The organism is Pseudomonas sp. MWU16-30322, assembly GCF_020515535.1.
In the GTDB taxonomy this organism is placed as follows: Bacteria; Pseudomonadota; Gammaproteobacteria; order Pseudomonadales; family Pseudomonadaceae; genus Aquipseudomonas; species Aquipseudomonas fluorescens_H.
The window spans coordinates 234,951-261,587 of record NZ_JAIWYL010000003.1 but is presented as its reverse complement, the minus strand read 5'-3'; the positions used below and the strand labels follow the sequence as shown (position 1 = coordinate 261,587).

Genomic DNA, 26,637 nt, shown 5'->3' with positions numbered 1-26,637 from the left:
GGGCGTTTTGTTTTGCCCTGAAAAATCAGGACTGACTGGTTGGCGTCGACGGGGTCGATGCAGCAGTCGGAGTTGCTACCGGGGTCGGTGCAGCGGCGGAGTTCGACGCGCTGGCCGGGGTTGCCGGGGTAGCTGGCTTGGCTGCCGGAGCGGCCGGTTTTGGCGCAGCGGCTTTCGGCGCGGCCGGTTTTTTCACTGCCGGTTTTTTCGCCGCAGCCGGTTTGGCCGCTGGCTTGGCAGCAGGTTTGGCCGCTGCGGTTTTCGCCGCTGGCTTGGCTGCGGCTTTGGTGGCAGGTTTCGCAGCAGCTTTGGCAGCAACCGGTTTCGCGGCGGCTTTGGCGGCTGGTTTGGCAGCGGCCGTTTTAGCGGCAGGCTTGGCGGCAGCGGTTTTTGCCGCAGGCTTGGCGGCTGGTTTCGCAGTCGCTTTGGCCAGTGGCTTGGCGGCCGTTTTGGCTGCCGGTTTGGCCGCTGCGGTTTTCGCCGCGACCGGTTGGGTTTTCAGACCGGTGAGTTTCTCGATCTGCTTGGTCAGGGTTTCGACCTTGCTGTGCAGCGCTTTGACTTCATTGCGGCTAGGCACACCCAGGCGCGAAATGGCGCTGTTCAGGCGCTTGTCGAAAGCCCCTTCCAGCTCGTCCCACTTGCCCAGTGCGCGATCTTTCACGCCGCTGATGCGCGACTTGGCCGAAGAAGCAGAGTCCTTGGCGGCATCGACTTTCTTGCCGACTGCAGACTTGGTGAGCTTCTCGGCTTTCTCGCCGTCTTTGACCAGTGACTCGAAGAGCTTGCTGCCGTCAGTGTCGATCTTCGAGTACACGCCTAAACCAGCCAGCCAGATTTTGCGGGAGTAGTCTTCGACTTTCCCAATCCACGAGCTGCCTTCTTTATCGGTGTTCTTTTTACCAGCCATCCCGTTCTCCTTAAGATTTACGCGCGACGCGTTCGAGCAATGCCGTCAGCTCATCGAGCTTAGCAGAGAGTGTCTCAACGTCATGTTTAGACGGAATGCCGATACGATTCAAGGCGCTTGCCACGCGGGAGTCGAACGCCTTCTCGACCTTGTCGAGCTGAACTTCGACGCGACCTTTGAACGAGCTGACTTCACCCTTGGCTTCATCGATCTCGGCATTGGCGGCTTCGAGCTTTTCGGTGACAACCTTTTTGCCTTTCTTTTCAACAGTTTGACCAGCCTTGATCAACTCCTGAAAGTAGTCGCTGCCCTCTTGGCCAACCTTGGCGTAGGCACCCAGGCCTGCCAGCCAGATCTTGCGGGCATAGGATTTGACGTCGCTCAGAGCAGAAGTCGAAGCGTCGATTTTTTTCTTCAGAATGACTTTGGCCATGGTGCACCTCACGCGCAGAAGGTTTGAGGAACTGCCCGCAGATGTGTCGGGCTCAGGCACAAAGTAGGGAGAAAAATTAGAAACGGCACCCTAACAACTGACATAAACAGCAGGAGCACCACCAAACAAATGTAGGAGTGAGCCTGCTCGCGATAGCGTCGTATCAGTCAAAGAATTATTGGCTGACACGACGCTATCGCGAGCAGGCTCACTCCTACAGGGGACCGTATTTCAGGCAGAAATCAGACCAGCGCTTTGTCCAGCGCCTTCTCGATCTCGGCTTTGATCATGCCGCTCATGGCCGACATCATGATGCCCAGCTCGACGTCGACCCTGATCGAGTCGTCAGCCACATGCACCGCACCTTTCACGCCCGAGCGCTTGAGGTTCAGGGTGTCGCCCGACCACTGCGGCTCCAGGCCATATTGATCGGAGAGTTTCTGCGCCAGCTTGTCGGCCTTCTCGCGGGCGGCTTCCTTGCCCAGGCTGTGGGCACGCTCAACACTGATTTTGGCCATCGAATGACTCCTGCTTGATGAATAGGTGACGTTAAATCTTGACCGCGTCTGCGGCAAATCGTCCCGAAGGTTGCCCATCTTACCTTTAGCCATTCCAAGACAAAGCATGGCTTGGGGATTAGAATGTCGCGCATTCTCTTTTGGTGACAGCGATATGACTGATCAGCGCAAAGGCAGCGATGCCGAACCCACCACTCACTTCGGCTTCAAAAACGTTCCGGAAAGCCAGAAAGCGGAAAAAGTCGCTGAGGTGTTCCACTCCGTAGCCGCGAAATACGACCTGATGAACGACCTTCTGTCGGGCGGCATGCACCGTCTGTGGAAGCGTTTCGCGATCGAACTGTCCGGTGTGCGCAGCGGTAACCGCGTGCTCGACATCGCCGGCGGCACCGGTGACCTGACCAAGAAATTCTCGCACCTGGTTGGCCCTACCGGTCAGGTGGTATTGGCCGACATCAACGAATCCATGCTCAAGGTCGGTCGTGACCGCCTGCTGGATCTGGGTGTGTCGGGCAACGTCGAATTCGTTCAGGCGGACGCGGAAAAGCTGCCGTTCCCGGACAACCATTTCGACTGCGTGACCATCGCCTTCGGCCTTCGCAACGTGACGCACAAAGAAGACGCCCTGCGCTCGATGCTGCGCGTGCTCAAGCCCGGCGGCCGCCTGCTGGTGCTGGAGTTCTCCAAGCCGACCAACGCGCTGATGTCCAAGGCCTACGACGCTTACTCGTTCGCCTTCATGCCGCTGATGGGCAAGCTGATCACCAACGACTCGGAAAGCTATCGCTACCTGGCCGAATCGATCCGCATGCACCCGAATCAGGAAACCCTGAAGTCGATGATGGTCGACGCCGGTTTCGACCGCGTGACCTATCACAACATGACCGCAGGCATCGTCGCCCTGCACCGCGGCATCAAGCCCTGATGTTGCTCACCGGGCTGCTCGCCAGCGTCGAACTCGGCCTCAACCGGGTGCTGCGTCTCGACAGCACGGCGCTGCCGCGGCTGGCGCATCTGACTGGCAAAGTGATTGCCGTCGATTGCCGCAGCCCGGCGCTGCAACTGTTCATTCTGCCCAGCGATGAGGGGCTGATGCTCGCCTCGCACTGGGAAACCGGCGTCGACTGCACCCTGCGTGCCCCGGCGTCGAGCCTGGTGAAACTGGCCGTGAGCAAAGACAAGACCGCGGTGCTGCACGCCCCGGAAGTCGAGCTCGACGGTGACAGCGGCGTGCTGCTGGAGCTGGCCGGCGTGCTGCAGGACCTCGAGCTGGACTGGGAGTACGAACTCTCGCGCTGGCTCGGCCCGGTCGCCACGCAACTGATCGGTGGCCACCTGCGCAGCCGCGCACGCTGGTATCAACAAGGATTTGCCAGCCTCAACCAGAACCTCGCCGAATACCTCGCCGAAGAATCGCGCACCCTGGTCGGGCAGCGCGAAGCCGAAGCGCGGTTCAGCGAACTGGACCGGATCAAACTTGATCTGGAACGTCTCGAGGCGCGTTTCGAGCGCCTTTCCCGATCCCTCGACCCAAGCGATAACGCATGAAGCTGCTTGCCGTCCGCCGTCTGTTGCGCATCCAGCGCGTCGTGATCCGCTACCGCCTCGATGACCTGCTGTTCGAGCTGCCGCTGCCCTGGTTTCTCCTGGCGCTGCGCTACGTGCTGCCGTGGCGCTGGTTCCCGCGCAAGCCGCTGGAGCTGAGCCGTGGCGCGCGTCTGCGTCTGGCGCTGCAGGATCTGGGGCCGATCTTCATCAAGTTCGGGCAGATTCTTTCGACCCGCCGCGATCTGCTGCCGGAAGACATCGCCGATGAGCTGATGCTGCTGCAGGACCGCGTGCCGCCGTTCGATTCGCAGCTGTCGATCAAGCTGATCGAAGAACAGCTGGGCAAGAAAATCAGTGAAGTGTTCAGCCGTTTCGACGTCGAACCGCTGGCCTCGGCCTCGGTGGCGCAAGTGCATGCCGCGCAGCTGAAAACCGGTGAAGAAGTGGTGGTCAAGGTGATCCGCCCGGGCCTGAAACCGGTGATCGCTCAGGATCTGGCGTGGCTGTTCATCCTCGCCCGCGCCGCCGAAAAGGTCTCGGCCGATGCGCGCCTGCTGCACCCGGTGGACGTGGTGCAGGACTACGAAAAAACCATCTACGACGAACTCGACCTGCTGCGCGAGGCGGCCAACGCCAGCCAGCTCAAGCGCAACTTCGAAGGCTCGCCGCTGCTCTACGTGCCGCAAGTCTATTGGGACTGGTGCCGGCCGAAAGTGCTGGTGATGGAGCGCATCTACGGGATTCAGGTGACGGATCTGGCGACCCTCGCCGACCAGCGCACCGACATGAAAATGCTCGCCGAGCGCGGCGTGGAGATCTTCTTCACCCAGGTGTTCCGCGACAGTTTCTTCCACGCCGACATGCACCCGGGCAACATCTTCGTCAGCACCGTCAACCCGTGGAGCCCGCAGTACATCGCGATCGACTGCGGCATCGTCGGCAGCCTGACCCCGGAAGACCAGGACTACCTGGCGCGCAACCTGTTCGCCTTCTTCAAGCGCGACTACCGCCGCGTGGCGCAGTTGCACATCGATTCGGGCTGGGTGCCGGCGGAAACCAAACTCAACGAATTCGAAGCGGCGATCCGTACCGTGTGCGAACCGATCTTCGAAAAACCGTTAAAAGATATTTCATTTGGCCAGGTGCTGATGCGCCTGTTCCAGACCGCGCGGCGCTTCAACATGGAAGTCCAGCCGCAACTGGTGTTGCTGCAAAAGACCCTGCTGAACATCGAAGGTCTCGGTCGTCAGCTGTACCCGGATCTGGATCTGTGGAACACCGCGCAGCCGTTCCTCGAGCGCTGGATGCGCGAGCGCGTCAGCCCGAAAGCCTTGATCGGCAACGTGCAGAGCCAGTTCGAACAGCTGCCGCACCTGGCCAACATGGCCCGCGACCTGCTCGAACGCATGTCACAACCGCACGCCTACGACCCGCCGCCACCGTGGCACAAACGCAAGGACGACTGGTTCCTGCGCCTGCTCGGTTGCGCGCATCTGGCGGGCGGGACGATCCTCGCCGCCGGCGGCCCGTTGCACGAACTGGGGCATTGGCCGGCGGGCATCATGGTGGCAGTCGGCTTGTATCTGGTCGTTCGCCGATAGCCAGTTTGCTGATCGGCTGGCACACTGTTTCAACGCCTGAACCCGACTATCGAAGTGGGGGTTCGCTGTCGGAGTCGAAGATGAAAAACTGGCTGGACGAGATCAAGTGGGACGCAGATGGCCTGGTGCCGGCGATTGCCCAGGATCACAAGACCGGACGCGTGCTGATGATGGCCTGGATGAACCGCGAAGCGCTGGAACTGACCGCTGCGGAAAACCGTGCAATCTACTGGTCACGTTCCCGTGGCAAGCTGTGGCGCAAGGGCGAAGAGTCCGGCCACGTACAGACCCTGCATGAAATGCGCCTGGACTGTGATGCCGACGTGATCATCCTGATGGTCGAACAGATCGGCGACATCGCTTGCCATACCGGCCGTCAAAGCTGCTTTTACCGCGTCTACGAAAACGGTGACTGGAAAACGGTCGACCCGGTTCTGAAAGACCCGCACGCAATCTACTCCGCAGGACACAAACATGAGTGACACCCTGACCCGCCTCGCTCAGGTACTTGAAGAGCGCAAAGGCGCAGCGGCCGACAGCTCATATGTAGCTAGTCTGTATCACAAGGGCCTGAACAAGATTCTGGAGAAAGTCGGCGAAGAGTCGGTCGAAACCATTATTGCCGCCAAGGACGCCGCCATCAGCGGTGACTGCAGCGATGTGATCTACGAGACTGCCGACCTGTGGTTCCACAGCATGGTCATGCTCGCCCAACTGGGGCAGCATCCGCAGGCCGTGCTGGATGAACTGGATCGTCGCTTCGGTCTGTCCGGACACGTCGAGAAAGCCTCGCGTCCGTCCGCCTGAACAATTTTTAGAGAGGAACAGCAACATGGGCATTTTTGACTGGAAACACTGGATCGTCATTCTGGTAGTCGTGGTGCTGGTGTTCGGCACCAAGAAACTGAAAAACCTCGGCACCGACGTCGGCGAGTCGATCAAGGGCTTCCGCAAAGCCATGAACGATGACGAAAAACCGGCCGCCGATCCGACCGTAACGCCTGCGCAACCGGTACCACCGGTGCAGCCGCAGGCCACCGCTCAGGCCAACCCGCCGCACACCATCGACGTGCAGGCGCAGAAAGTCGAAGAGCCGATCCGCAAAGACGTGTGAGACTGACAAATGTTTGGTATCAGCTTCTCTGAACTGCTGCTCGTCGGCCTCGTCGCCCTGCTGGTGCTGGGCCCCGAGCGTCTGCCGGGCGCTGCGCGCACCGCCGGCCTGTGGGTCGGGCGGCTGAAGCGCAGCTTCAACGCGATCAAACAGGAAGTTGAACGTGAGATCGGTGCCGACGAGATCCGTCGGCAACTGCACAACGAGCACATCCTGTCGCTGGAGCAGGAGGCGCGGAAGATTTTCACGCCGGTTCAGCAGGAGCCGACGCCGGTTGAGCATGTGGGCGAGCAGACGATTCATGCGCCAGCCGCGCCAGCTGCACCTGCCGTAGCGACAACCGAACCTGTGCCCGTCGCGGCGCCAACGCCGGTTGAACACGTAGCTCCAAACGCCGCGCCGATCACACCAGCGCCTCACGACTCCACACTGCCGCCGCGAGCCCCATGAGCGATCTCCCCGAAAACGACCAGCACATGCCGCTGGTATCGCACCTCACCGAGTTGCGCACCCGCCTGCTGCGTTGTGTGGCGGCGGTGTTCATCATCTTCGCCGGGTTGTTCGCGTTCACCCAGCAGATCTACACCTTCGTCTCGACGCCGCTGCGCCAGTACCTGCCGGTCGGCGCGACGATGATCGCCACGGATGTGTCGTCGCCGTTCCTGACGCCACTGAAGCTGACGATGATGGTCTCGCTGTTCCTCGCGATTCCGGTGATCCTGCATCAGATCTGGGGCTTCATCGCGCCGGGCCTGTACAAGCATGAGAAACGCATCGCGGTGCCGCTGCTGGTGTCCAGCATCCTGCTGTTCTACACCGGCATGGCGTTCGCCTATTACTTCGTGTTCCCGCTGATCTTCAAGTTCTTCGCCGCCGCCACCCCGGCCGGCGTGGAAATGATGACCGACATCACCAGTTACCTCGACTTCGTGATGACGCTGTTCTTCGCCTTCGGCGTCGCGTTCGAAATCCCGGTGGCCGTGGTGCTGCTGGTGTGGATCGGCGTGGTCGACGTCAAATACCTGAAGAAGATTCGCCCGTACGTGATCATCGGCTGCTTCGTGGTCGGCATGATCCTTACGCCGCCGGACATCTTCTCGCAGACCCTGCTGGCGGTACCGATGTGGATGCTGTTTGAAATCGGCATTCTGTTCGGCAGCCTGGTCAGCAAGCGCGAACGCCCGGACGAAAATCCGGCCGACGATCACAACGACCAGCCGCCAGCGACCCAGGCATGAACCTGCTGTTGCTCGAAGAGGCCGACTTCATCGCGGCCGACCGCGTCGTGCTGCGTGACCGGCGCCTGACCCACATGCAGGAAGTGCATCGCTCGGAAGTCGGCGACAGCCTGCGGGTCGGGCGCATCAATGGCTTGATGGGCTCGGCCGAACTGCTGCGCCTTGAGGCCGGCGAAGCGGAATTGCGCGTCAACCTCGATCAGTCACCGCCGGCCAAGCTGCCGCTGACCCTGGTACTGGCCCTGCCGCGTCCGAAGATGCTGCGGCGGGTGTTTCAGACCGTGGCGACCATGGGTGTGTCGAAGGTGATTCTGGTCAACAGCTACCGCGTCGAGAAGAGCTTCTGGCAGACGCCGTTTCTCGAGCCGGAAGCGATTCGCGAGAATCTGATCCTCGGCCTCGAACAGGCCCGCGATACCGTGCTGCCGGAAATCATCATCGAGAAACGCTTCAAGCCGTTCGTCGAAGATCGCCTGCCGGCGATCAGCGAAGGCACCCTCGGTCTGGTCGGCCATCCCGGTAACTTCCCGCCCTGCCCGCGCGCATTGAGCGAACCGGTGACGCTGGCGATCGGCCCCGAGGGTGGCTGGATCCCCTACGAAATCGACCTGCTGGGCAAGTCCGGCCTGCAACCGGTGCAACTGGGCGAGCGCATCCTGCGCGTCGAAACCGCCGTCACCGCCCTGCTCGCCCGCCTGTTCTGATACCTGTACCGCCTCCCCTGTAGGAGCTGCCGCAGGCTGCGATCTTTTGATTTTGTTTTTTAACAGCAAGATCAAAAGATCGCAGCCTCGTTGCACTCGTCAGCTCCTACAGGAATTCGGGGCTCGCAGACAAATCGGGTTACAGATTGCCACCCCCCAGCCGATACAGTCCCCATAAGTCCAATTAGTGGTCCGAGGGGAGTCGTCGCATGTACCGTTGGTTAGCCGAGAATCTTGGAAACGTCAGCGTCAAACGCAAGCTGGGGATCGGTTTCGGCCTGGTGCTGTTGCTGACGCTATTGATCACCTTCACCGGCTGGACCGGGATGAACGGCATCATCAGTCGCGGCGACAAGCTCGGGTTTATCTCCAGTCTCAACGAGCTGACCAAGGATCTGCGTCTGGCGCGTCTGGACTACGAAATGCGCCGGGGCGAACAAGGTCCAGGGGCGGTCAACGACTTGCTCGGCAAACTCGAAAGTGGTCTGCAAACTGCGCGTGGCGAGATTGAACAACCGGCTGACGCAGCGAAGGTCGACCAGCAACTGGCCGCCGTCGCCGAATACAAGCGCGCCTTCAACGACTTGATCCAGGCCGGCGCCAACCGCGAAGACGCCCGCAGCAAACTCGGCGCCACCGCCGACAACGCCGTGGCCAAGGTCGCCGAGGTGGAGAAGTCCATGTTGCAGGGCGACAGCGTCGCCCAGTTCAACGCGGTCATCGACCTGAGCAAACTGATCCAGCAGGCGCGCTTCCAGGTGCGCGGCTACACCTACAGCGGCAAGACCGAAGCCGAGCAGCCTGCGCTCGACGCCATCGACAATGCCCTGAAAAACCTCGAAACCCTGCCGGCCAAATTGCCTGACCAGCACATCGCCAACCTGCAACAGGCCACCGACTCGCTCAAGGCTTACCGCGCGGCGGTCAGCCAGTTCCGCGACTCGCAGGTCGCCAGTGCCAAGGCGCTGGCCCGCATGTCGACGCAGGGTGACCTGCTGTCCGACGTCAGCAAACAACTCACCGACTCTCAGACTATCGTGCGCGACACGGATGCCGCAGCAGCCAAAAACCAGTTGATCATCGCCACCTTGCTGGCCGTGGCCTTCGGCCTGCTGGCGGCGTGGGCGATCACTCGGCAGATCATCATTCCACTGAACCAGACCCTGAAAGTCGCTGAACGCGTGGCTGCCGGAGACCTGACCCATAACCTGGTGTCGCAACGCCGCGACGAACTCGGCCAGTTGCAACGTTCGATGCAGAGCATGACCCAAGGCCTGCGCGACCTGATCGGTGGCATCAGCGACGGCGTTACGCAGATCGCCAGCGCCGCCGAAGAGCTGTCGGCGGTGACCGAGCAGACCAGTGCCGGGGTCAACAATCAGAAGATCGAGACCGATCAGGTCGCCACCGCCATGAACGAAATGGCTGCCACCGTGCAGGAAGTCGCGCGCAACGCCGAGGAGGCTTCCGAAGCCGCCGTGGCCGCCGATCAACAGGCCCGCGAAGGCGACAAAGTGGTGGGTGAAGCGATCGCGCAGATCGAGCGTTTGGCCGCTGAAGTCGGTCATTCGACCGAAGCCATGGGCGAACTCAAACGCGAGAGCGACAAGATCGGCAGCGTGCTCGATGTGATCAAATCGGTGGCTCAGCAAACCAACCTGCTGGCGCTCAACGCCGCGATCGAAGCGGCGCGTGCCGGTGAGGCCGGGCGTGGTTTTGCGGTGGTCGCCGACGAAGTCCGCAGCCTCGCCCAGCGCACGCAGAAGTCCACCGAAGAGATCGAGGAACTGATCGTCGGCCTGCAGAACGGCACCCAGCAAGTGGCAACGATCATGGACAACAGCCGCAGCCTGACCGACAGCAGCGTCGAACTGACCCGCCGTGCCGGCGGTTCGCTGGAAAGCATCACCCGCACCGTCTCGGCGATTCAGGCGATGAACCAGCAGATTGCCGCGGCAGCCGAGCAGCAGAGTGCCGTGGCCGAGGAGATAAACCGTAGCGTGCTGAATGTGCGGGATGTGTCGGATCAGACGTCGGCGGCGAGTGAAGAGACCGCGGCGTCGAGTGTTGAGCTGGCGCGGCTGGGGACGCATCTGCAGATGCTGGTGGGGCGGTTCAAGGTTTGAGGTGATGCGAATACCTCGGTTGATTGAAATCCGAGGTGATGCCTTCGCGAGCAAGCCCGCTCCCACATTGGACCGCGTCCGCCTGGATAACTCAGTCAACTGTGGGAGCGGGCTTGCTCGCGAAGGCGCCAGATCAGGCGCTGAAAATTACAGGACCTGCCGCAGGAAAGCCTGCGCCCGCGGATCCTTCGGTGCATCGAAGAACTCGGCTGGGGAAGCATCTTCCAGCAGTTTGCCGTGATCGAAGAACAGCACCCGATCCGCCACTTCCCGGGCGAAGCCCATTTCGTGAGTGACGCAAACCATGGTCATACCTTCAACGGCCAGGTTCTTCATCACATCCAGCACTTCGCCGACCATTTCCGGGTCGAGGGCCGAAGTCGGTTCGTCGAACAGCATCACTTTCGGGTCCATCGCCAGCGCCCGGGCAATCGCCACGCGCTGTTGCTGACCGCCAGACAAACGCGACGGGTATTCCCGCGCCTTCTGCGCAATACCGACCTTCTCCAGCAACGCCAGGGCCTTGGCCTCGCTTTCCTTCTGCCCGCGCTTGCGCACGACTTTCTGCGCCAGGCAGAGGTTTTCCAGCACGGTCATGTGCGGGAACAGGTTGAAATGCTGAAAGACCATGCCGACTTCGCGGCGGTAAGCGTTGACGTCGGTTTTCGGGTCGGCCAGTTGCAGGCCATCGATGCTCACCGAGCCCGAGTCGAATTCTTCCAGGCCATTGAGGCAGCGCAGGAAGGTCGATTTGCCGGAACCCGACGGGCCGATCACCACCAGCACTTCGCCCTTGGCCACCGTGGTGCTGACGTTATCCACAGCCCGGACTACCTGGCCACGGGTGTCGAAGACTTTTACCAGATCGCGGACTTCAATCACTTTGCGCGAGCCTCCGCTCAAGCCGGCTGGCGATTTTCGACAGCGGCAGGTTGATCAACAGGTACAGGCCGGCGACGCAGAACAGGATCTCGAACGGCGAAAACGAGGTGGTGATGACTTCGCGACCGCTTTTCAGCAGCTCGGTAATCGCGATCACCGACACCAGCGAGGTGTCTTTCACCAGACTGATGAGCTGTCCGGCCAGCGGTGGCAGCACGCGTTTGAACGCTTGCGGCAGTACCACGTGGCGCATCGACTGGCCGGCGCTCAGACCCAGCGAACGGGCCGCTTCGTTCTGGCCACGGGCAATCGACTGCACGCCGGAACGGATGATCTCGGCCACATACGCGCCAGTGAACAGCGACAGCGCGGCGATCCCGGCGAACTCGCGGGACAGGTTCATCACCGTGCCGATGAAGAAGTAGAAAATGAAGATCTGCACCAGCAGCGGCGTGCCGCGCACCAGCTCGACGTAGATGCTCGACAGGTTGCGCAGGGTCGGGTTGTTCGACAGGCGGCACAGCCCGGTGACCAGACCGATCAGCAGACCGAGTACCCCAGACACCACCGACAGCCACAGCGTGGTCCAAAGGCCCCACAACAGCGGCCCTGCCGCCCAATGTCGGGTCACGCCCACGACGTCACCTTCCGCCACATCGTCGCCCTGAGCGAATTGCAGGCTGTTCTCGTCGACAGTCAGGTGCTGCTCGTCACCGGCGTCGTTGCGCAGGGTGACCTGCGCGCTGCCGCCCTTGCGCACCAGTTCGGTGACGGTGGAAATATCGGTGGCACGCTGGGATTCTTCGGCCTGATAGGCGAAGTACTGCGGCACGCGATTCCAGCGCCATTCGTAGGACATCAGCGACGTGGCGTAATACAACGCGCCCGCCAGGCCGACCAGCACCAGCACGGTCAGGACGTGCCAGGGCCATTGGGCTTTTTTCTGTTTCATTGCAGGTTCCGGATTTTGTGTTGCCTGGCAGGCCCTCTTCGCGAGCAAGCCCGCTCCCACATTTGGACTGCATTTCAAATGTGGGAGCGGGCTTGCTCGCGAATGGGGCGACTCGGTCTGACTGACCCAGTGTTATTCCATGTCCTTGAGCCACTCGGTGCTCTTGAACCACTTGTCATGGATGCGATCGTAGGTGCCGTCTTCGTGGATCTGGTGCAGGAAGTTGTTGATGAAGTTGATGCTGTCGTAATCACCCTTCTTCAGGCCGAAGGCCAGCGGTTCGTAGGTGAACGGTTTGTCGAGGAACACCAGTTTGCCGGCGCCGACCTTGTTCACCGCGACCACGTTGTACGGCGCATCGTAGATGAACGCGTCGGCCTTGCCGTTGACCACGTCGAGCACGGCTTCCTGCTCGTTGTCGTAGCCGTGGTACTTGGCTTTGGCGATCAGCTTCTTGGCGACCATCTCACCGGTGGTGCCGAGCTTGGAGGTGATGCGGTAGTCGGCGGTGTTCAGGTCTTTATAGGACTTGATCGTGCCTTCCAGCTCCTTGCGGATCAGCAGGGTCTGGCCGACGACGATGAACGGTTCGCTGAAATTCAGGCGCAGGTTGCGTTCCTGGGTCAGGGTCATGCCGCTGCCGATCATGTCGAACTTGTCGGTCATCAGGGCCGGGATGATCCCGTCGTAACCGGTGGACACCAGCTCGAGCTTGACGCCCATGGCCTTGGACATGGCTTTGAGGATGTCGACTTCGAAGCCGATGATCTCGCCGCGCTTGTTGGTCATTTCGAACGGCATGTAAGTCGGATCCATACCGACTTTCAACGTGCCGCGCTTGACCGCGTCATCGATTGCGCCGGCGTGCGCCGCATTGACTGCAACCAGTGCCGTGACGCCGACCAGCAGCATCGACAGATACTTCTTCATCTTCAAGTCCCCAAAACCATTGCATGTGCGGCGCGAAAACCAGCAGTGATGGGCAAAAATGCCCGGGTGCGCCAATTCGGGGACGGATGCTAACGCACTCGTTCTTTTGCACAAGAGTTAATGGACGATTTGTTTAACAATAAAAAGCCCCGCTAGTTAGCGGGGCTTCTTATCAGGCCGGCTGAGCCTGCATGCTCAGCGGTCGCAACGGCAACAGCGGTGCATGCGGATCGGCTTTCACCGAGGCCCGCCAGGCATCCAGCCACTCGTTGTGGCCTTCGGCCCAGACCAGCTCGTGCAGACGCGCCAGCGCCACCGGATCGCTCAGCAATTGCAGGCGATCATGGTTGCTCAGCGCCGCCGGCCCCGCCTTCAGGGCATGACGCACACGCTCCTGGCGCAGCAACTCGATCGGCTCGGCCTGACCGTGACGGGCCGTCGCCAGCGAGCACGCCAGGGCGTTCTGCTGCGGATCGACCACGGCGCGGACGAAGCCGTCGTTCAGTGCATGCCAACGGTTCTCGTGGGTGTACTGGTCGGTCGCCAGCAGTGCCTGCGGCGGATTGTATTCCTCGGGGATCAGGAACAGGCTCTCGTCACGGGACTTGAGGCCCAGACCGACACGACTGGAAATCACCGACACCGGGATCGACAGCATCAGCGAACCGACGATCGGCACCAGCCACCACAGGAAGCTCGGGTTCAGCCAGATCACCAGCAGTGCCCAGCAGAAACCCAGCAGGGTCTGCGGGCCGTGGCGCTTGACCGCCTCGCTCCATGGCGTGGAGTCGTCGTCACGTTGCGGCGAGTTCCAGGTCGCGGCCCAGCCGAGGAACGCGGCGAGCACGAAACGGGTGTGGAAAATCATCCGCACCGGCGCCAGCAGCATGGAGAACAGCATCTCCAGCAGCATCGACAGGGTTACCTTGAACTTGCCGCCGAACTCTTTCGCGCCTTTGGCCCAGATCAGGATGATGCTCAGCAGTTTCGGCAGGAACAGCAGCACGATGGTGGTCGAGAACAGCGCGATCGCCTTGTCCGGGTGCCATTGTGGCCACAGCGGATAGAGCTGACGCGGTTCGAGGAAATACTGCGGCTCCATCAGCGTGTTCACCGCCAGCAGCGCAGTCGACAACACCAGGAAGAAGAACCACAACGGCGCCGACAGGTACGACATCACGCCGGTCAGGAACACCGCGCGGTGCACCGGGTGCATGCCTTTGACCAGGAACAGGCGGAAGTTCATCAGGTTACCGTGGCACCAGCGACGGTCACGCTTGAGTTCATCGAGCAGGTTTGGCGGCAACTCTTCGTAACTGCCCGGCAGGTCGTAGGCAATCCACACGCCCCAACCGGCACGACGCATCAGCGCGGCTTCGACGAAGTCGTGAGACAGGATCGCCCCGGAGAACGCACCTTTGCCCGGCAACGGCGCCAGGGCGCAGTGGTCGATGAACGGCTTCATGCGGATGATCGCGTTGTGACCCCAGTAGTGGGATTCACCCAACTGCCAGAAGTGCAGACCGGCGGTGAACAGCGGACCGTACACACGGGTGGCGAACTGCTGCATGCGCGCATACAGCGTGTCCATGCCCGACGCACGCGGCGCGGTCTGGATGATCCCGGCGTCCGGCGTGGCTTCCATCAGGCGCACCAGACTGGTCAGGCACTCCCCGCTCATCACCGAGTCGGCGTCGAGAACGACCATGTACTTGTAGTCACCGCCCCAGCGACGGCAGAAGTCGTCGAGGTTGCCGCTCTTGCGTTTCACACGACGGCGACGGCGGCGATAGAAGATCTTGCCGAAGCCTTTGGCTTCACGGCAGACATCCAGCCAGGCCTGTTGCTCGGCGACACAGATATCGGTGTCGTTACTGTCGCTGAGGACGAAGAAGTCGAAGCGATCCAGATCACCGGTGGCCGCGACCGATTCGAACGTGGCGCGCAGACCGGCGAATACCCGCGGCACGTCTTCGTTGCAGATCGGCATCACCAGCGCAGTACGGGCGTCTTTCGGAATCGGCTCGTTGCCCGCGCTTTTGCCGGAGATACGGTATTTATCGTGACCGGTGAGCAACTCGAGGAAGCCCATCAGCGCGGTCCAGAAACCGGCCGAGACCCAGCAGAACAGAATCCCGAACAGAATCAGGATGCTGGTTTGCAGTGCGTACGGCAGCACTTGCGTGGCGGTTTGCAGCAGCGGCTGGTGCAGGACTTCGTCCAGATCGACGAACGACCAGCCCTGGTACGGCATGATGCCTTTCATGTACCAGCCGGCAACGATGGTCTGACCGAGCATCAGCAGCAACAGAATGTAGCGACGGATCGAACCGACGGTGCGCCAGCGCGCAGCCGGCAGAACGCGCTCGTCTTTCGGCGGCTTCGGCGGATTGGTGCGCCCGGTCAGGCGGCGCCAGCCACGCACCAGAATATTGGTGCGCCACGGCTCCGGCACGACCTTCGTGCGGCGAATCGGCGGCGTGGCTTTCAGGCTGACCCGGCCACTGGCATCCAGCACCAGCATTTCCGCCTCTTCGAGTTCTTCGGCGGTGCTCAGGGTCAGACGCTTGCCCACCGAAGCCTGGGCGGCTTCGGCAGGGGCGTCGAACGTCGACGACGACAGGCGTTGGTGCAGTTCGCTGAAGGACTGGCAGCCCGCGAGTTCCGCGCGCTGCTCGTCGGTCATCGGCAGATGCGCCAGATACTCGGACAGAGTCTCCGGCTGTACTTGAGAATTACTCATCGGCAGGCAACTGATAGCTCCAGGTCTCGGTCAGGACTTCTTCAGTCGGTGCCGATTCCGGTGTGGCTGGGGCCGCGTTTGCAGCGGTTGGCTGCTTGGCGTCTTTGTTGGCCTTGTCCTTGGCATCTGCGGTTGGCTTGGCGTCGGCCTGTTTGGCTTCGGCGGCCTTGGCTTCCTTGTCTTCCTTCTCTTGTTGCTTGGCCGCGACCTTGTCAGCCTTGGCCACCGACGAGTTCGACGCCGGTACCGAAGACTTGGCCAGATCAGCGGTCACGACTGGCTGTACCAGTGCGGCGCGCATCTCGGTGGCCTTGCTCGCGTCCTTGATCTTCATCCGCAGAGTCAGGCGCCAGCCCTTGGTTTCCGGGTTGTAGCGCACGCTGTTCTCGACCAGTTCGGCGTTATCGCCAACGCTGACCTGACTGCGCACGTCGGCATCCGGGGCCAGAGCCGCCAGCGATGGACCTTCGAAGTCGACCAGGTAAGCGACGCTGCCGTCCGGCTGACGGATCAGGTTCGACTGTTTGACGTCGCCGGTCGAACGCAGGGTCTGCTTGACCCAGGCGCTGTCGGGGGCGTGAATCGCCGCTTCGTCCATTGTCCAGTGCATGCGGTAGGCGAAGTCCAGCGGCTTGCCTGGCTCCGGCATGGTTTCCGGACTCCAGAAGGCAACGATGTTGTCGTTGGTTTCGTCGGCAGTCGGAATTTCTACCAGATCAACGGTGCCCTTGCCCCACTCGCCCTTCGGCTCGATCCAGGCGCTTGGGCGCTTGTCGTAGCGATCGTCGAGGTCTTCGTAGTGGCTGAAGTCACGGCCGCGCTGCAGCAGGCCGAAACCACGCGGGTTCTCGACACTGAAGTTGCTCACGGACAGGTGTTTCGGGTTGTTCAGCGGACGCCAGATCCACTCGCCGTTGCCGGCATGAATCGACAGACCGCTGGAGTCGTGCAGTTCACGACGGTAGTTGAGGACTTTCGACGGCTGGTTGGCGCCGAACAGGAACATGCTCGTCAACGGCGCGATGCCCAGTTTGCCGACCTTGTCACGCAGGAACATCTGCGCTTTGACGTCGACAATGGTGTCGCTGCCCGGGCGCACGATCAGGCGGTAGGCACCGGTGGCACGCGGCGAATCAAGCAGGGCAAAGATCACCAGGTGCTTGTCGCCCGGCTTCGGCTGTTGAATCCAGAACTCGCGGAAACGCGGGAATTCTTCGCCCGACGGCAGCGCGGTATCGATCGCCAGGCCACGGGCCGACAGACCGTAGGTGTGACCTTTGCCGACGACGCGGAAGTAGCTCGCGCCGAGCATGGTCATGATTTCGTCTTGCTTGTCGGCCTTGTTGATCGGGTACAGCACACGGAAACCGGCGTAGCCCAGTTGCTCAGTGGCCTTCGGATCGAACTTGAGGTCGCCGAAATCGAAGCGGGTCGGATCGTATTTGATCTCTTCGACGGTGTTCGCCGTGATTTCGTTGATTTTCACCGGCGTATCGAAGTGCATGCCCTGGTGGTAGAAGGACAGCTTGAACGGGGTCTTCTGATCGGCCCACTCCGCTTTTTCGGTGAGGAAGCGGATTTTCTGGTAGTCCGCGAACTTCATGTCACGGAATTCGTTCGGCAGGTTGCTGCGCGGGGCTTCGAACTTCTGCCCGGCCAGCTCTTTAGCCTTGGCCGATACATCGTCAAGATTGAACGCCCAAAGCTGGCCGGCGCTGAGCAGGCACAGGAGCGCCGAACCCGCTACCAGGGCACTTCGCATGCGTTTGGCAGACATTTTTGCTGCATTACAGGGACTAACAATCACGAGCAACCCTCGCCGAAAACAGATCAAAAAACCAACGGCCAGATTAAGTGCCTGTGGGGTTTTCGACTTTGAAAAGCCGACCTCCCAGCGCACCCTTGCCAAGTTGGCGAGCATTGTTCCGACTCCGCTAGGGCAAAATGATTCCCCAATCGGATCCAGACAAGTCTCTACCTAAGTCAAAAATGGAACAGCGAACGCTGATCCCCATAGCGCGCGATTATCTAGTAGCCCGCGTGACAACGCATCAGGGGTAACAAAGTATTTATCGCGAAAAACGCCTGTTTTCAGTCGAAAGGCCCTTGAAAAGATGTTTCAAGCACTTTCATGTCTGTAACAGGAAGGTCACCGGGCCATCGTTGACCAGGTACACCTGCATATCCGCGCCGAATCTACCTGATGCCACAGTGCCATGCATCTGTTTCGCTTTGCTTAATAGATAGTCGAACAATTCCTCGCCCAATGCCGGAGGGGCCGCGGTCGAGAAACTCGGGCGCAAGCCGCTCTTGGTGTCGGCAGCCAGGGTGAACTGAGAGACCAGCAGCAACCCGCCACCTACATCCGCCAGGGACAGATTCATCTTGCCCTCGGCGTCACTGAATACCCGATAGTTAAGCAGCTTATGCAGAAGTTTGTCGGCACTGGTACGCGTGTCGTCGGGTTCGACCGCCACCAGCACCAGCAAACCCTGATCCACCGCACCGACTATCTCTCCGGCGACTTCGACTCGCGCACCGCGCACGCGCTGTAAAAGCCCCTTCATGCTTCTTCGGGCGGCAGGTCGAGCAAGCGACGGGCCATGTTGCTCGCGGCACGCACCAGCGCATCGGTGATGCCCGGTTCGGAGGCGGCGTGACCGGCGTCGCGAATCACCTGCAGTTCGCTGTTCGGCCACGCCTGATGCAGCTCCCAGGCGTTGTCCAGCGGACAGATCACGTCGTAACGACCGTGAATGATCACCCCCGGCAGATGGGCGATCTTGCCCATGTCGCGAATCAGTTGATTCGGCTCGAGGAACGCATTGTTGGTGAAGTAGTGACACTCGATCCGCGCGATCGACAGGGCGCGCTGCGGCTCGGAGAAGCGGTCGACCACCAGCGGGTTCGGCCGCAGGGTCGCGGTGCGCCCTTCCCACGTCGACCAGGCCTTGGCCGCGTGCATCTGGGCGATCTGATCGTTACCGACCAGACGCTTGTGGAAGGCGCTGAGCAGATCGTCGCGCTCGTCCAGCGGGATCGGCGCAATGTAGTCCTGCCAGTAATCGGGAAACAGACGGCTGGCACCGGCCTGATAGAACCACTCGATTTCCTGTGGGCGGCAGAGGAAGATCCCTCGCAGGATCAGACCGTGTACGCGCTCCGGGTGGGTTTGCGCGTAGGCCAGCGCCAGGGTCGAACCCCACGAACCGCCGAACAGCACCCATTTGTCGATGCCCAGGTGCTTGCGAATACGCTCGAGGTCGGCGATCAGATCCCAGGTGGTGTTGTTTTCAAGGCTGGCGTGCGGGGTGGAGCGTCCGCAGCCGCGCTGGTCGAAGGTAACAATGCGATACAGGTTCGGATCGAAATAGCGACGGCTCTGCGCGTCGCAACCGGCACCCGGGCCGCCGTGGATGAACACCACCGGCAAGCCTTCCGGCGAGCCGCTTTCGTCGACGTACAGCGTGTGGGTGTCATCGACAGCCAGATCGTGCCGGGCATGGGGTTTGATCTGCGGAAACAATGTCTGCATTGCGCGCTCCGTAAGGGGTCGAGGTCATCCCTGGGGGGACTTCTATTATTCTGCCGTTCGGCATCATAAACCCGATTTACGTCAATGAGCATGCCCGTACGCAGTCACAATTTTTCTGCTGCATACAAAACCTGTGGGAGCGGGCTTGCTCGCGAAGGCGCTGTGTCATTCAACGCATATGTTGCCTGATGCGCCGCCTTTGCGAGCAAGCCCGCTCCCACAGTGGGTTATGCGGTGTAATGCGACTTTGCCCAGGCCAGATAGCCCTGCAGCAACTCCTTCAGCACCACCCGCGTCGGCTCCGCCAGATCGGCGCGGTAGCGGAACGGTTCGAACTCTTCCATGTAGGTGCTCTGGCACAGTTCCAGCTGCACGGCGTGGATGTTCTCGGCGGGGTTGCCGTAATGGCGAGTGATATGGCCGCCCTTGAAGCGCCCGTTGAGCACGTGGCTGTAATTGCCATGCCGGGCGCAGATCGCCTGCAGTTGCTCCGCCAATTGCGGATCGCAGCTCGCGCCGTTGAAGGTCCCGAGGTTGAAGTCCGGCAGTTTGCCGTCGAACAGGTGCGGGATGATCGAACGGATCGAATGCGCGTCGAACAGCAACGCGTAGCCGAACTCGGCCTTCAACCGCGCCAGCTCTTGTTGCAAAGTGCGGTGGTAAGGCGTCCAGACCTGTTCCAGATAGGTCGCGCGTTCTTCTTTCGAAGGCTCGTGCCCTTCGCGGAACAACGGAATGCCATCGAACAGCGTCGCCGGATACAACCCGGTGGTGGCACCGGCGTACAACGGCTTGTCATCGGACGGACGGTTGAGGTCGATAACGAACCGCGAGTACTCGGCGGCCAACGTGCTGGCGCCCAGTTCCTCGGCAAAATCGTAAAGCTGCGGAATGTGCCAGTCGGTGTCCGGCAGGCTTTTCGCCTCGGCGATCAGCCCGGCCTCGACCGCTGGTGTCAGACGCACGCCGGCATGCGGCATGCTGATCAGCAGCGGTACGCGACCTTGTTTGAAATTCAGAACCTTATCCACAACCGCTCTCCTACAGACTTGATTCGACGCCGTGACGCACGACGCGTTTGTCCAGATCACCGCCGAGCCAATAGGCCAGATCCGCCGGACGATCGATGTGCCAGGCGACGAAATCCGCGACCTTGCCGACTTCCAGCGAACCGTGGGTGTCAGCCATGCCCAGCGCCTGCGCGGCATGAATGGTCGCACCGGCCAGAGCTTCTTCCGGGGTCATGCGGAAGCAGGTGCAAGCCATGTTCAGCATCAGGCGCAGCGACAGCGCCGGCGAGGTGCCGGGGTTGAGGTCGCTGGCGATGGCGATCTTGACCTTGTGTTTGCGCAGGGCGTCCATCGGCGGCAACTGGGTTTCGCGCAGGAAATAAAACGCGCCCGGCAGCAGCACGGCGACGGTGTCGGACTTGGCCATGGCGATGGCGTCATCCTCATCCATGAACTCCAGATGATCGGCAGATAACGCGTGATACCGCGCGGCCAGACTGGAGCCGTGCAGCGACGACAGTTGTTCGGCGTGCAGCTTCACCGGCAGGCCGAGTTTTTGCGCAGTGATGAACACCCGCTCGACCTGCTCCGGCGAGAACGCCAGGTATTCACAGAACGCGTCCACCGCATCGACCAGCCCTTCGGCGGCCAGCGCCGGAAGCATCTCGGCGCAGATGTGCTCGATGTAGTCGTCGGCGCGATCCTTGTACTCCGGCGGCAGCGCATGAGCCGCCAGACAGGTGCTGCGCACGCTGATCGGCAGTTCTGCGGCGAGCCGGCGAATCACCCGCAGGATCTTGCGTTCGCTGGCCAGATCCAGACCGTAGCCAGACTTCATCTCGACCGTGGTCACGCCATCGCGCATCAGGCTTTTCAGGCGCTTGGCGGCGCTGGCGAACAGCTCGTCTTCAGTCGCTTCACGGGTGGCGCGCACGGTGCTGGCGATGCCGCCGCCCTGCGCGGCGATCTCGGCGTAGCTGACGCCTTGCAGGCGCTTCTCGAATTCGCCGCTGCGGTTGCCGCCGAACACTGTGTGGGTGTGGCAGTCGATCAGCCCCGGGGTGACCCACGCGCCTTGCAGATCGTTGACCGCCGGATATTCGCCGGAAGGCAGCAGATTGCGCGGGCCGATCCACTCGATGTGCGCACCGGACGTGACGATGGCTGCGTCCTCGATGATCGAGTAGACGCCCTGCGCCATGGTTGCGACGTGGCAGTGTTGCCAGAGGGTTTTCATCCCAAGTCCTCGTCTTGTTCAAAATCGATTCGCGAGCAAGCCCGCTCCCACAGTTGAAATGCGTTCCCCTGTGGGAGCGGGCTTGCTCGCGAAGAGGCCCTTACAAACTAGGCAAAAGCTTCGCAGGAACCAGCTCTGTCAGGCACCGCGAAGCCAAAAGCTCAGTCGCCGCATTGATGTCCGGCGCAAAGAAGCGGTCCTTCTCATAGAACGGTACTTCCTTGCGCAGAATCGCCCGCGCCTGCTCCAGCTTGGCCGAGGTCTTCAGACCGTTACGCAAATCCAGCCCCTGCACCGCCGACAGCCATTCCACCGCGAGAATGCCGCGGGTGTTCTCGGCCATTTCCCACAGACGCTTGCCGGCGGCCGGAGCCATCGACACGTGATCTTCCTGGTTGGCCGAGGTCGGCAGGCTGTCGACCGAATGCGGATGGGACAGTGCCTTGTTCTCGCTGGCCAGTGCCGCGGCGGTCACCTGGGCGATCATGAAACCGGAGTTGACGCCGCCATTGGCCACCAGGAACGGCGGCAGCTGCGACATGTGCTTGTCCATCATCAGCGAGATGCGGCGCTCGCTCAGCGAGCCGATTTCGGCGATGGCCAGGGCCATGTTGTCAGCGGCCATGGCCACCGGTTCGGCGTGGAAGTTACCGCCGGAAATCACATCGCCTTCAGCGGCGAACACCAACGGGTTATCGGAGACGGCGTTGGCTTCGACCACCAGCACGTCGGCAGCCTGACGGAACTGAGTCAGGCAGGCGCCCATGACTTGCGGCTGGCAACGCAGCGAGTACGGGTCCTGAACCTTCTCGCAGTTCTGGTGCGAATCAGAGACTTCGCTGCGCTCACCGAGCAGATCGCGGTAAGCCATGGCGGCGTCGATCTGGCCTTTCTGCCCACGGGCCGCGTGGATGCGCGCGTCAAACGGCGAGCGCGAACCGAGCACCGCTTCAACCGTCAGACCGCCGATTGCCAGCGCACCGGCAAACAGGTCTTCACCTTCAAACAGACCGCGCAGGGCAAATGCGGTAGACACTTGAGTGCCGTTGAGCAGTGCCAGACCTTCTTTCGCCGCCAGTGTCAGCGGGGTCAGACCAGCGACTTTCAGCGCTTCGGTGGCTTCCATCCACTCGCCTTTGTAACGCGCCTTGCCCTCGCCCAGCAGCACCAGCGACATGTGCGCCAGCGGCGCGAGGTCACCCGATGCACCGACCGACCCCTTGAGCGGAATATGCGGATAAACCTCGGCGTTGATCAGCGCGATCAGCGCGTCGATCACCACGCGGCGGATGCCGGAAAAACCACGGCTGAGGCTGTTGACCTTGAGCACCATGATCAAGCGCACCAACTCATCGCTGATCGGCTGGCCGACACCGGCGGCGTGCGACAGGACCAGCGAACGCTGCAGGTTTTCCAGGTCTTCGCTGGCGATGCGGGTCGAAGCCAGCAGGCCGAAACCGGTGTTGATGCCGTAGGCGGTGCGGTTCTCGGCGAGGATCTGCTCGACGCAGGCCACGCTGGCCTCGATCTGCGCGGAGGCGCTGTGGTCGAGGGTCAGTTTGACCGGGTGTTGATAGACGTCACGCAGTTGGGCCAGGCTCAGTTGGCCGGGAATCAGGTTCAGCGCAGTCATTAAAATGCTCCTTTTGAGAGTTTGTTATTGGCTCGCCAGTCGCTCCGGATAATTCCGTTGTCCGTCGCATTTCGCCTTTTGGACGATCCGCGCCTTGGCACGCTGGCGTTGTAAAAATCAGTGCAGATTCGGTAATACGTTGTGCAGCGAATTCGGGTCTTTCAAAACGTTCGCGGCGGCGGCGATATCCGGCGCCAGCCAGCGATCCTGATCGTAGGCCGGGACTGTTTCGCGCAGCAGGCGCCACGCCCGGTCAGTGCCCACGCCAAAGCGCTGTTCCTTGAGAAATTCAAACGCCTGCGCCGCCAGCAGATATTCGATGGCAAGAATCTGCGTGCAGTTTTCCAGAGCGCGGTGCAGCTTCAGCGCAGCGTTGGTGCCCATGCTCAAATGGTCTTCCTGCAGCCCCGAGGTGACATAGTTGTCGAGCACTGCCGGTTGCGCCAGTTGGCGGTTCTCGGCACACAGCGAAGCGGCGACGTATTGCACGATCATCATCCCGGAGTTCACCCCCGGGTTGGCCACCAGAAACGCCGGCAGACCACTGACGTGCGGGTTGACCAGACGATCGAGACGGCGCTCGGCAATCGAGCCAATCTCGGCCATGGCAATCGCCAGCAGATCCGCCGCCATCGCCACCGACTGACCGTGCGGGTTGGCCTGCGACATCACCCGGAAGTTGTCCGGCGTGCCCAGCAGCAACGGGTTGTCGGTGCAGCCGTTGAGCTCGGCTTCGACCTGTTTGATCGCGTGCGCCAGTTGATCGCGCGCCGCGCCGTGCACCTGCGGGATCGAACGAATGCTCAGCGCATCCTGAGTACGAATGCCTTGGCTCGCCGCGATCACTTCACTGCCGTCGAGCAAGGCGCGCAGATTGATCCCGACCTGCTGCATGCCCGGGTGTGGCTTGAGCGCGATGATCTCCGCATCGAACGCGGCGATCTGCCCGCGCTGCGCTTCGAAACTCATGGCGCCGATCACGTCGGCCCACTGCACCAACCGCGTCGCGTCGGCAATCGCCAGGCAGCTGAGGCCGGTCATGCACGGGGTGCCGTTGACCAGGCACAAACCGTCCTTCGCACCGAGCGGTACCGGTTGCAGGCCTTCTTCGGCCAGCGCCTGTTGCGCCGAGGTGATCTGTCCGCGATAGCTGACATTACCGACGCCCAGCAGGGCGATGCCGATGTGCGCCATGTGCGTCAGGTAACCCACCGAGCCTTGCGCCGGCACTTGCGGGGTGATGCCGCGATTGAGCAACGCCAGCAGCGCTTCGACCACACGGCGATGAATGCCGGATTTGCCGTGGCTGTAGTTGTGGATCGCCGCGCAGAGGATCGCGCGAGTTTGTTCGTCAGGCAGCACCGGGCCGACGCCACAGGCGTGGCTGAGCAAGGTATTGCGCGAGAGCTGGCTGAGTTGTTCATCCTTCAGCGAAACGTTGGACAGGCCACCCAGACCGGTGTTGACGCCGTAAGCGCGTTCGCCGCTTTCGACGATGCGCTGGACGATGCCCTGAGCGTTTTCGATGCGCGCCCAGGTTTCGCCCGACAGCTCCAGTTGCGCGCCGTGACGGGCGACGGCGACCACGTCCTGCCAACGCAGGGGGTTACCGGTGATGATGATTTTTTCAGCCTGGGACATCTAAAACCTCATGCCTATTCTGTTGATACACCAACCTGTGGCGAGGGAGCTTGCTCCCGCTGGACTGCGAAGCAGGCCCAAAATTTTTGCGACCGCTGCGCGCTCGAGCGGGAGCAAGCTCCCTCGCCACAAAAGCAGTCTCACCCTTAGTCCACTAAACCACCGCCGACCGCCGCTGCACGAACCGGTCGACATACTCATCCGCCGGCGAATGCAGGATCTCTCTCGGGGTGCCGACCTGAATCAGGCGGCCGTCCTTGAGGATCGCGATGCGGTTGCCGATGCGCACGGCCTCGTCGAGGTCGTGGGTGATGAAGACGATGGTCTTGTGCAGGGTCTTTTGCAGCTCCAGCAACTGGTCCTGCATCTCGGCGCGGATCAACGGATCCAGCGCACTGAACGCTTCGTCCATCAGAATAATGTCGGTGTCGGCCGCCAATGCACGGGCCAGGCCCACGCGCTGACGCATGCCGCCGGAGAGCTGGTGCGGGTATTTGTTTTCGTAGCCCTTGAGGCCGACGGTGTTGATCCAGTGCAAGGCGCGCTCGTTGCACAGTTGCTTGCTCTCGCCGCGCACTTTCAGGCCGTAGGCGACGTTCTCGATCACGGTCTTGTGCGGCAGCAGGCCGAAGCTCTGGAACACCATGCTGATCTTGTGCCGGCGAAATTCGCGCAGCGCTTCCATGTCGTATTGCAGGATGTCCACGCCATCGACCAGGATCGCGCCGCTGGTGGGGTCGATCAGGCGATTGAAGTGGCGCACCAGAGTGGATTTACCCGAGCCGGACAGGCCCATGATCACGAAGATCTCGCCAGTGCCGATGCTCAGCGACAGGTCGTTGACCCCAACCACGCATCCGGTCTCGTTGAGCACCTGATCCTTGGTCTTGCCCTGGCCGACCATCGCCAGTGCATCCTTGGCGCGGTTGCCGAAAATCTTGAAGACGTTTTTGACTTCGATCTTGCTCACGGTTGCGTTGCTCATTTGCTCACCTCATGCCGTGGCCGACCGTACGCCTGAGTAATGCGGTCGATGACCACCGCGAGAATCACGATCGCCAGACCGGCTTCGAGGCCGCGTCCGACGTTGAGGGTCTGAATCCCCACCAGCACGTCTTCACCCAGACCACGGGCGCCGATCATCGACGCGATCACCACCATCGACAGGGCCATCATGGTGGTCTGGTTGATCCCGGCCATGATGCTCGGCAGGGCCAGCGGCAGTTGCACGCCGAACAGTTGCTGCCAGCGGTTGGCACCGAAAGCGTTGATCGCCTCCATCACTTCGCCGTCAACCTGGCGGATGCCCAGATCAGTCAGGCGGATCAGCGGCGGCGCGGCGTAGATCACCGTGGCGAAAATCGCCGGGACTTTACCCAGACCGAACAGCATCAGCACCGGAATCAGGTACACGAAGCTGGGCATGGTCTGCATGATGTCGAGCAGCGGCATCAGCACCGAACGCAGGCGATTGCTGCGCGCCGAGAGAATCCCCAGCGGTATGCCGATCAGCACCGATATGATCGTCGCGACCATCATCAGCGCCAGGGTCTGCATGAGTTTGTCCCACAGGCCGACAGCGCCCACCAGGAACAACAGACCGACGATGACCGCAGTCGTGACGACTTTACGCGTGGCGTGCCAGGCGACGACGCCGACGATCGCCAGCATCAACCACCACGGCGCCGCACGCAGCAGGCCTTCGAGGTTGACGATGGCCCACAGCAGCGTGTCCGAGATGTGGCGAAACACATCACCGTAGTTGGTGACCAGCGCATCGACCCAACCGTTGACCCAGTCGGCGATGGAAAAGGTAAATCTTTCGGGAAACATAAGCGGCTCTCAATCAGAAATCTCAATCAAGCGATTTACGGCATATCTC

General features: G+C 61.4%; 26 protein-coding genes. 10 read left to right on the top strand and 16 right to left on the bottom strand.

Annotation, left to right across the window (positions count from 1 at the left end):
• Positions 1-25: 25 nt before the first annotated feature.
• The 3 genes from LCH64_RS07075 to LCH64_RS07065 all read right to left on the bottom strand — a co-directional run bounded on the left by LCH64_RS07075 (position 26) and on the right by LCH64_RS07065 (position 1,861).
• Complete coding sequence (locus LCH64_RS07075) at positions 26-910, bottom strand: phasin family protein (RefSeq protein WP_003220863.1); 885 nt, start codon at positions 908-910, stop codon at positions 26-28.
• 10 nt (positions 911-920) lie between these two features.
• Positions 921-1,343 carry a phasin family protein gene (locus tag LCH64_RS07070; protein WP_127648618.1) on the bottom strand — a complete coding sequence of 141 codons (423 nt, stop codon included), beginning with the start codon at positions 1,341-1,343 and terminating at the stop codon, positions 921-923.
• 242 nt (positions 1,344-1,585) lie between these two features.
• Positions 1,586-1,861: a polyhydroxyalkanoic acid system family protein gene (locus LCH64_RS07065; protein ID WP_003220859.1), complete on the bottom strand. Its 276-nt coding sequence runs from the start codon at positions 1,859-1,861 to the stop codon at positions 1,586-1,588.
• A gap of 154 nt (positions 1,862-2,015) precedes the next feature.
• On the opposite strand from LCH64_RS07065, the gene ubiE reads away from it, so the two are divergent.
• The 10 genes from ubiE (at position 2,016) to LCH64_RS07015 (ending at position 10,192) form a co-directional block, all read left to right on the top strand.
• Complete coding sequence (gene ubiE / locus LCH64_RS07060; protein WP_003220857.1) at positions 2,016-2,786, top strand: bifunctional demethylmenaquinone methyltransferase/2-methoxy-6-polyprenyl-1,4-benzoquinol methylase UbiE; 771 nt, start codon at positions 2,016-2,018, stop codon at positions 2,784-2,786.
• The gene (locus LCH64_RS07055) at positions 2,786-3,409 is read left to right on the top strand and encodes an SCP2 domain-containing protein (protein WP_003220855.1); all 624 of its coding nucleotides are present in this window, start codon (positions 2,786-2,788) and stop codon (positions 3,407-3,409) included. Before ubiE ends, LCH64_RS07055 begins: the two co-directional genes overlap by 1 nt.
• Positions 3,406-5,010, top strand: coding sequence for a ubiquinone biosynthesis regulatory protein kinase UbiB (ubiB, locus tag LCH64_RS07050; RefSeq protein WP_226499843.1), 1,605 nt, complete (start codon positions 3,406-3,408; stop codon positions 5,008-5,010). Before LCH64_RS07055 ends, ubiB begins: the two co-directional genes overlap by 4 nt.
• 80 nt (positions 5,011-5,090) lie before the next feature.
• The gene (hisI, locus tag LCH64_RS07045; protein ID WP_003220851.1) at positions 5,091-5,492 is read left to right on the top strand and encodes a phosphoribosyl-AMP cyclohydrolase; all 402 of its coding nucleotides are present in this window, start codon (positions 5,091-5,093) and stop codon (positions 5,490-5,492) included.
• Positions 5,485-5,817: a phosphoribosyl-ATP diphosphatase gene (locus LCH64_RS07040; protein WP_003220849.1), complete on the top strand. Its 333-nt coding sequence runs from the start codon at positions 5,485-5,487 to the stop codon at positions 5,815-5,817. The genes hisI and LCH64_RS07040 overlap by 8 nt, the downstream gene beginning before the upstream one ends.
• A gap of 25 nt (positions 5,818-5,842) precedes the next feature.
• Positions 5,843-6,124, top strand: coding sequence for a twin-arginine translocase TatA/TatE family subunit (locus LCH64_RS07035; RefSeq protein ID WP_003220847.1), 282 nt, complete (start codon positions 5,843-5,845; stop codon positions 6,122-6,124).
• Between the two features lie 9 nt (positions 6,125-6,133).
• Positions 6,134-6,574 carry a Sec-independent protein translocase protein TatB gene (gene tatB, locus LCH64_RS07030; RefSeq protein ID WP_103486605.1) on the top strand — a complete coding sequence of 147 codons (441 nt, stop codon included), beginning with the start codon at positions 6,134-6,136 and terminating at the stop codon, positions 6,572-6,574.
• On the top strand, positions 6,571-7,362 hold the full coding sequence (tatC, locus tag LCH64_RS07025; RefSeq protein WP_003220842.1) for a twin-arginine translocase subunit TatC: 792 nt from the start codon (positions 6,571-6,573) through the stop codon (positions 7,360-7,362). The genes tatB and tatC overlap by 4 nt, the downstream gene beginning before the upstream one ends.
• Complete coding sequence (locus LCH64_RS07020) at positions 7,359-8,066, top strand: 16S rRNA (uracil(1498)-N(3))-methyltransferase (RefSeq protein ID WP_226499842.1); 708 nt, start codon at positions 7,359-7,361, stop codon at positions 8,064-8,066. Before tatC ends, LCH64_RS07020 begins: the two co-directional genes overlap by 4 nt.
• Positions 8,067-8,275: 209 nt before the next feature.
• Positions 8,276-10,192, top strand: coding sequence for a methyl-accepting chemotaxis protein (locus LCH64_RS07015; RefSeq protein WP_226499841.1), 1,917 nt, complete (start codon positions 8,276-8,278; stop codon positions 10,190-10,192).
• Positions 10,193-10,339: 147 nt separating this feature from the next.
• Here LCH64_RS07015 and LCH64_RS07010 read toward each other — a convergent pair whose 3' ends face one another.
• From LCH64_RS07010 to LCH64_RS06950, 13 genes are all read right to left on the bottom strand, one after another.
• Positions 10,340-11,074 (bottom strand): amino acid ABC transporter ATP-binding protein, encoded by a 735-nt coding sequence (locus LCH64_RS07010; protein WP_103520646.1) that lies wholly within the window; start codon positions 11,072-11,074, stop codon positions 10,340-10,342.
• Positions 11,067-12,026, bottom strand: a complete 960-nt coding sequence (locus tag LCH64_RS07005; protein WP_226499840.1) for an amino acid ABC transporter permease — start codon at positions 12,024-12,026, stop codon at positions 11,067-11,069. Before LCH64_RS07005 ends, LCH64_RS07010 begins: the two co-directional genes overlap by 8 nt.
• 132 nt (positions 12,027-12,158) lie before the next feature.
• Complete coding sequence (locus tag LCH64_RS07000) at positions 12,159-12,956, bottom strand: transporter substrate-binding domain-containing protein (RefSeq protein WP_003220833.1); 798 nt, start codon at positions 12,954-12,956, stop codon at positions 12,159-12,161.
• A 172-nt stretch (positions 12,957-13,128) separates the two neighbouring features.
• Complete coding sequence (gene mdoH / locus LCH64_RS06995) at positions 13,129-15,699, bottom strand: glucans biosynthesis glucosyltransferase MdoH (RefSeq protein WP_003220831.1); 2,571 nt, start codon at positions 15,697-15,699, stop codon at positions 13,129-13,131.
• On the bottom strand, positions 15,692-17,476 hold the full coding sequence (locus LCH64_RS06990) for a glucan biosynthesis protein G (RefSeq protein WP_198286788.1): 1,785 nt from the start codon (positions 17,474-17,476) through the stop codon (positions 15,692-15,694). Before LCH64_RS06990 ends, mdoH begins: the two co-directional genes overlap by 8 nt.
• Positions 17,477-17,828: 352 nt before the next feature.
• Positions 17,829-18,266, bottom strand: coding sequence for a D-aminoacyl-tRNA deacylase (gene dtd, locus LCH64_RS06985; protein ID WP_226499839.1), 438 nt, complete (start codon positions 18,264-18,266; stop codon positions 17,829-17,831).
• Positions 18,263-19,234 carry a prolyl aminopeptidase gene (gene pip, locus LCH64_RS06980; RefSeq protein WP_226499838.1) on the bottom strand — a complete coding sequence of 324 codons (972 nt, stop codon included), beginning with the start codon at positions 19,232-19,234 and terminating at the stop codon, positions 18,263-18,265. Before pip ends, dtd begins: the two co-directional genes overlap by 4 nt.
• A gap of 227 nt (positions 19,235-19,461) precedes the next feature.
• Positions 19,462-20,265, bottom strand: a complete 804-nt coding sequence (hutG, locus tag LCH64_RS06975; protein WP_226499837.1) for an N-formylglutamate deformylase — start codon at positions 20,263-20,265, stop codon at positions 19,462-19,464.
• A 10-nt stretch (positions 20,266-20,275) separates the two neighbouring features.
• Positions 20,276-21,481 carry an imidazolonepropionase gene (gene hutI / locus LCH64_RS06970; RefSeq protein WP_003220820.1) on the bottom strand — a complete coding sequence of 402 codons (1,206 nt, stop codon included), beginning with the start codon at positions 21,479-21,481 and terminating at the stop codon, positions 20,276-20,278.
• 100 nt (positions 21,482-21,581) lie between these two features.
• Positions 21,582-23,114, bottom strand: coding sequence for a histidine ammonia-lyase (gene hutH, locus LCH64_RS06965; RefSeq protein ID WP_226499836.1), 1,533 nt, complete (start codon positions 23,112-23,114; stop codon positions 21,582-21,584).
• Between the two features lie 117 nt (positions 23,115-23,231).
• Positions 23,232-24,755, bottom strand: coding sequence for a histidine ammonia-lyase (gene hutH / locus LCH64_RS06960; protein ID WP_226499835.1), 1,524 nt, complete (start codon positions 24,753-24,755; stop codon positions 23,232-23,234).
• Between the two features lie 154 nt (positions 24,756-24,909).
• Positions 24,910-25,740, bottom strand: coding sequence for a glycine betaine/L-proline ABC transporter ATP-binding protein (locus LCH64_RS06955; RefSeq protein ID WP_226499834.1), 831 nt, complete (start codon positions 25,738-25,740; stop codon positions 24,910-24,912).
• Positions 25,737-26,588 carry a proline/glycine betaine ABC transporter permease gene (locus LCH64_RS06950; RefSeq protein WP_003220813.1) on the bottom strand — a complete coding sequence of 284 codons (852 nt, stop codon included), beginning with the start codon at positions 26,586-26,588 and terminating at the stop codon, positions 25,737-25,739. Before LCH64_RS06950 ends, LCH64_RS06955 begins: the two co-directional genes overlap by 4 nt.
• Between the last annotated feature and the right edge of the window lie 49 nt (positions 26,589-26,637).

Excerpts from the sequence above, each read along its gene's own strand:
- LCH64_RS07075 (WP_003220863.1), bottom strand. The coding sequence starts at position 910 with ATGGCTGGTAAAAAGAACACCGATAAAGAAGGCAGCTCGTGGATTGGG.
- LCH64_RS07070 (WP_127648618.1), bottom strand. The coding sequence starts at position 1,343 with ATGGCCAAAGTCATTCTGAAGAAAAAAATCGACGCTTCGACTTCTGCT.
- LCH64_RS07065 (WP_003220859.1), bottom strand. The coding sequence starts at position 1,861 with ATGGCCAAAATCAGTGTTGAGCGTGCCCACAGCCTGGGCAAGGAAGCC.
- ubiE (WP_003220857.1), top strand. The coding sequence starts at position 2,016 with ATGACTGATCAGCGCAAAGGCAGCGATGCCGAACCCACCACTCACTTC.
- LCH64_RS07055 (WP_003220855.1), top strand. The coding sequence starts at position 2,786 with ATGTTGCTCACCGGGCTGCTCGCCAGCGTCGAACTCGGCCTCAACCGG.
- ubiB (WP_226499843.1), top strand. The coding sequence starts at position 3,406 with ATGAAGCTGCTTGCCGTCCGCCGTCTGTTGCGCATCCAGCGCGTCGTG.
- hisI (WP_003220851.1), top strand. The coding sequence starts at position 5,091 with ATGAAAAACTGGCTGGACGAGATCAAGTGGGACGCAGATGGCCTGGTG.
- LCH64_RS07040 (WP_003220849.1), top strand. The coding sequence starts at position 5,485 with ATGAGTGACACCCTGACCCGCCTCGCTCAGGTACTTGAAGAGCGCAAA.
- LCH64_RS07035 (WP_003220847.1), top strand. The coding sequence starts at position 5,843 with ATGGGCATTTTTGACTGGAAACACTGGATCGTCATTCTGGTAGTCGTG.
- tatB (WP_103486605.1), top strand. The coding sequence starts at position 6,134 with ATGTTTGGTATCAGCTTCTCTGAACTGCTGCTCGTCGGCCTCGTCGCC.
- tatC (WP_003220842.1), top strand. The coding sequence starts at position 6,571 with ATGAGCGATCTCCCCGAAAACGACCAGCACATGCCGCTGGTATCGCAC.
- LCH64_RS07020 (WP_226499842.1), top strand. The coding sequence starts at position 7,359 with ATGAACCTGCTGTTGCTCGAAGAGGCCGACTTCATCGCGGCCGACCGC.
- LCH64_RS07015 (WP_226499841.1), top strand. The coding sequence starts at position 8,276 with ATGTACCGTTGGTTAGCCGAGAATCTTGGAAACGTCAGCGTCAAACGC.
- LCH64_RS07005 (WP_226499840.1), bottom strand. The coding sequence starts at position 12,026 with ATGAAACAGAAAAAAGCCCAATGGCCCTGGCACGTCCTGACCGTGCTG.
- LCH64_RS07000 (WP_003220833.1), bottom strand. The coding sequence starts at position 12,956 with ATGAAGAAGTATCTGTCGATGCTGCTGGTCGGCGTCACGGCACTGGTT.
- mdoH (WP_003220831.1), bottom strand. The coding sequence starts at position 15,699 with ATGAGTAATTCTCAAGTACAGCCGGAGACTCTGTCCGAGTATCTGGCG.
- LCH64_RS06990 (WP_198286788.1), bottom strand. The coding sequence starts at position 17,476 with ATGTCTGCCAAACGCATGCGAAGTGCCCTGGTAGCGGGTTCGGCGCTC.
- dtd (WP_226499839.1), bottom strand. The coding sequence starts at position 18,266 with ATGAAGGGGCTTTTACAGCGCGTGCGCGGTGCGCGAGTCGAAGTCGCC.
- pip (WP_226499838.1), bottom strand. The coding sequence starts at position 19,234 with ATGCAGACATTGTTTCCGCAGATCAAACCCCATGCCCGGCACGATCTG.
- hutI (WP_003220820.1), bottom strand. The coding sequence starts at position 21,481 with ATGAAAACCCTCTGGCAACACTGCCACGTCGCAACCATGGCGCAGGGC.
- hutH (WP_226499836.1), bottom strand. The coding sequence starts at position 23,114 with ATGACTGCGCTGAACCTGATTCCCGGCCAACTGAGCCTGGCCCAACTG.
- hutH (WP_226499835.1), bottom strand. The coding sequence starts at position 24,755 with ATGTCCCAGGCTGAAAAAATCATCATCACCGGTAACCCCCTGCGTTGG.
- LCH64_RS06955 (WP_226499834.1), bottom strand. The coding sequence starts at position 25,740 with ATGAGCAACGCAACCGTGAGCAAGATCGAAGTCAAAAACGTCTTCAAG.
- LCH64_RS06950 (WP_003220813.1), bottom strand. The coding sequence starts at position 26,588 with ATGTTTCCCGAAAGATTTACCTTTTCCATCGCCGACTGGGTCAACGGT.